This is a genomic window from bacterium (genome assembly GCA_040755795.1).
GTDB lineage: Bacteria > UBA9089 > CG2-30-40-21 > CG2-30-40-21 > SBAY01 > JBFLXS01.
In genome coordinates, this window is sequence record JBFLXS010000420.1 from 1 (window position 1) to 3,419 (window position 3,419).

The window sequence follows — 3,419 nt, forward strand, 5'->3', positions numbered from 1 at the left end:
ACTTAACAAAGCAATAGGTTGTTCACCACCTTATTTTCCTTCCTTTGCGTCCTTTGCGAAATCTTCCTTTGCGCTCTTTGCGGTTAAATCTTTATACCTTTAAAAAACTTGAACATCAAGTAATAAGAATCAATACCCCACCTCTATCAAATATAATCCTTGCGGCGGGACAAGAGGACTTGCTTTTGCCCTATCCTTTGATTCTAAAATATGCTTAACATCTATCGGTGCTAATTTTCCGCCACCAACATCTATCAAAGTCCCAACAATTGTCCGAATCATATTGAATAAAAAGGCGTTTGCCTTGATATTAAAAAATATAATCTCATTTTCTTCAGGAAGCCCGAACTTGTTCGGGGTATTTTCCATCAACAAGTTGAGACAGCCGTTAGTAGAAATACTAAGTTCTTGCACATCTCGGATAGGGCTTTTTACAGTTTTTATTTCTGAGGCAAAGGCACTGAAATCGTGAGTTCCAATTAGGAATTCACAGGCTTGACGCATCTTCTCTAAATTTAACTCAAATGGTAACCAATAGGCATAATGGCGATAAAATACATCAGGATATTTCGAATTAATGAGTAGATAGTGATATTTTCTATATTTAGCGGAAAAGCGGGCATGAAAGGTATCATCTACATAAGAGGCATCATAGACAACAATATCTTCGGGCAAATGGCTGTTTAGTGCCCTGGAAAATGCCTCGATTGGGATACGGGAATTCGTAAAGAAATTCACTACTTGAGTCCTCGCATGAACTTTCGCATCAGTTCTACTTGCACAGATGACTTTTACCTCCTCACCAGTCAATTTCTTTAAAGCCTTTTTTAATGTCCCACAAATCGTATTTACATCTGGTTGAATTGCCCAACCATGATAATTTGTTCCATCGTAAGATAGAATGAGTTTGATATTTTTCATCTGATTTTTAATCCTTCCAACCATACAAATAAAGATTTCCTTCCTTGAACAAGGGCTTCAGGTATTTTGAGGCAAAATCATTGAAACTTTCTACATCTTCCTTTGATACCCCGTTGTCCGGATAATAATAAGCGGAGATGACGGTGGTATTGACCAGGATGTGAGTAATTTGTTGGTTATTAAAATACTCCTTAATTTTAGCCAAATCTTTATAGTCAGAATATTTCCATTGCCAGTGGACAAGAGAAAAATCAGGAATAAATTCTCGGTTGCAATAATAACCTTTCTTTTCACCGATAAAGTATATCTTAGCATTTTTGGGTAAATTTTGGTTGATGAATTCCATTGCATTATAATATCCTTTTTCTGCATTTCGACGGATGAAATCATCCCGCGACTCAAATCCAAGGATAAAACTAATCGGATTACGAAAATGAATGATTTGAAACCCATCCCAGCTTAAAATAGCCAACCAGATACCAGTAATGATGCTGAGAATTACCCTTTTAATGATAACAAGTTTTGGGGTATCAAAAATGGTATAAAAGATACTGGCTAAAATTATGGCTAAAAATGGGAATATAGGAAGAAGATAGCGTGAAGAATGTAATCCAAGACTCCAGAGAATAAATTTTAAAATGATATAAAACAGAAGATAGATACCTGCAATTTTTGTCTTTTTTATAAAAATTAAAAGAGGTAGAAGGGCGAGATAAACCGGGGTAATCGTTGCCCCAAAAGGAAGGTTGCCCAATGCCCCATAAATAGTAACATCCCATGGCAGACATAAGGATTCAAACCAGGTTTCTCCTAAGGTAAATACCTTATTTGAGGTTTGAGCAGTAATTATTTCTACAGGAGATAATTTTACCTTTTCTATGAATAAATTTTGAAGAAAAGGGTAAAATGGATTATGAGTATAGACAAAGTTTTTTATATACCAGGGTGAACCGACTACAGCACAAATAATTCCAAAGATAGCAGTTTTACTTATTGTCTTTCGCCACCCAATTTTAGCTAATCCAAAACCTATCACACTTAAGCCTAAAATAATCACCGTATAAAGTCCTGGATATTTAATTCCAGCAACAAAACCACACATAATTGCCAGAATTATTAACCATCTATTTTGATGATATGTGGTCATCCAATTTAAGAAGGCATAAACACTTAATAACTCATAGAAGGTCAGCCCGAAATCAATATACGCTGTTCTTGATAAGAAAATCACTAATGGGCAGATATAGAATATACTTGTGGCTAATAATGAGCCTTTAGGGTTAAAATGGCGTTGGCATAAACTACTAATTCCAATAAGCGTTAAAAGACCAAATGAGAAATGGAATAACTTGGCTAAAATATCACTACTCAATAACATTCCAAGTAAATATAGCATCCCAATATTTGCAGGAAAATTAGCAAAGGCGACATTTGATATGTGAAATATACCTTTGTGTTGAAGATAAAGTTTAGGTCCCTCAAGATGATAGGCTAAATCATCCCAATCAAACGGTGGACATAAACTATGCAGAAAACATAAACTACAGGTAATCATAATAAGTGAAGCCTGAAGAGTGAACAGTGAAGATTGAACAGTGAACAGTGAAGAGATATTGCTCTTTTTGGAAGTTTGAACACATAAAATGATTAAAACCAATAATAACCCATAAATAATTCTGGTATCAAGTAATTTTAAAAATCCTAATCCCATAATTAAATAAGATAATATCGCCAGTCCCAGACCAATACCAAATACAAATCTTTCCTGGCTGGATGAGAATTCAAACAAACAAACTGAAAAAATCTTAACCCCTAAACTATAGGCTGATAAACTAATGATAAGCAACAGAAATATATCTGGCAGGACAGTAAAGTGGTGATATTTTGGCAGGTAAAGGAGTAAAATTCCCACGGTGCAGAGGCAAAATAATATGGTTATTCGGATTTTAGGTTTTAGCCTTTCATCCCCTCTATAAAACCTTAAAGGATTACCTCCAAAGAATTTTTTTATCTTTTCCAACTTCTTAAGTTCCTTACCGATTTTCGGCATAGTTCAAAACTGGGTAACCGTTCAGATAGTAATTCACCGCAGAGACGCAGAGGAACAGAGAAGACATGGAAATAAAAAGGTAATCGGTTATTGGTAATCAGGTAATCGGTCACCGATAACTGATTACCAATCACCGATTACCAGGATTCCACTTCAGATGGCTAAAAGTGTTACATTAATCTGTACTCAAAAGCTTGCTCTGATGAAAATCCGTAATGGAATGAAGCAAGTGGTAAATAGTTTTTAATTTTTTCTCTGCGTCTCTGTGTCTCTGCGGTGAACGATTACGATTCTGGAAAACAACAAATTTCCATAAATTTCTATTAGTTTCTATTAACTTCAATTTTTTTAATAATATCTCCTTATCTCCATAATCCCTATATCTTCTTTTCGGACACTATTTCAACCTTTATGCTAGATTAAGACACCACTAACTCTCTTACCTCAC

At 35.0% G+C, this 3,419-nt stretch carries 2 protein-coding genes; both read right to left on the minus strand.

Going from position 1 to position 3,419, the window contains the following annotated elements:
• Positions 1 to 129: 129 nt before the first annotated feature.
• Positions 130 to 945 carry a tRNA pseudouridine(38-40) synthase TruA gene (truA, locus tag AB1414_17710; protein MEW6609251.1) on the minus strand — a complete coding sequence of 272 codons (816 nt, stop codon included), beginning with the start codon at positions 943 to 945 and terminating at the stop codon, positions 130 to 132.
• Positions 929 to 2,941 carry a phospholipid carrier-dependent glycosyltransferase gene (locus tag AB1414_17715; protein ID MEW6609252.1) on the minus strand — a complete coding sequence of 671 codons (2,013 nt, stop codon included), beginning with the start codon at positions 2,939 to 2,941 and terminating at the stop codon, positions 929 to 931. The genes truA and AB1414_17715 overlap by 17 nt, the downstream gene beginning before the upstream one ends.
• Positions 2,942 to 3,419: the final 478 nt, after the last annotated feature.

Coding starts and splice junctions, on each gene's coding strand:
- truA (MEW6609251.1), bottom strand. CDS start 945: ATGGTTGGAAGGATTAAAAATCAGATGAAAAATATCAAACTCATTCTA.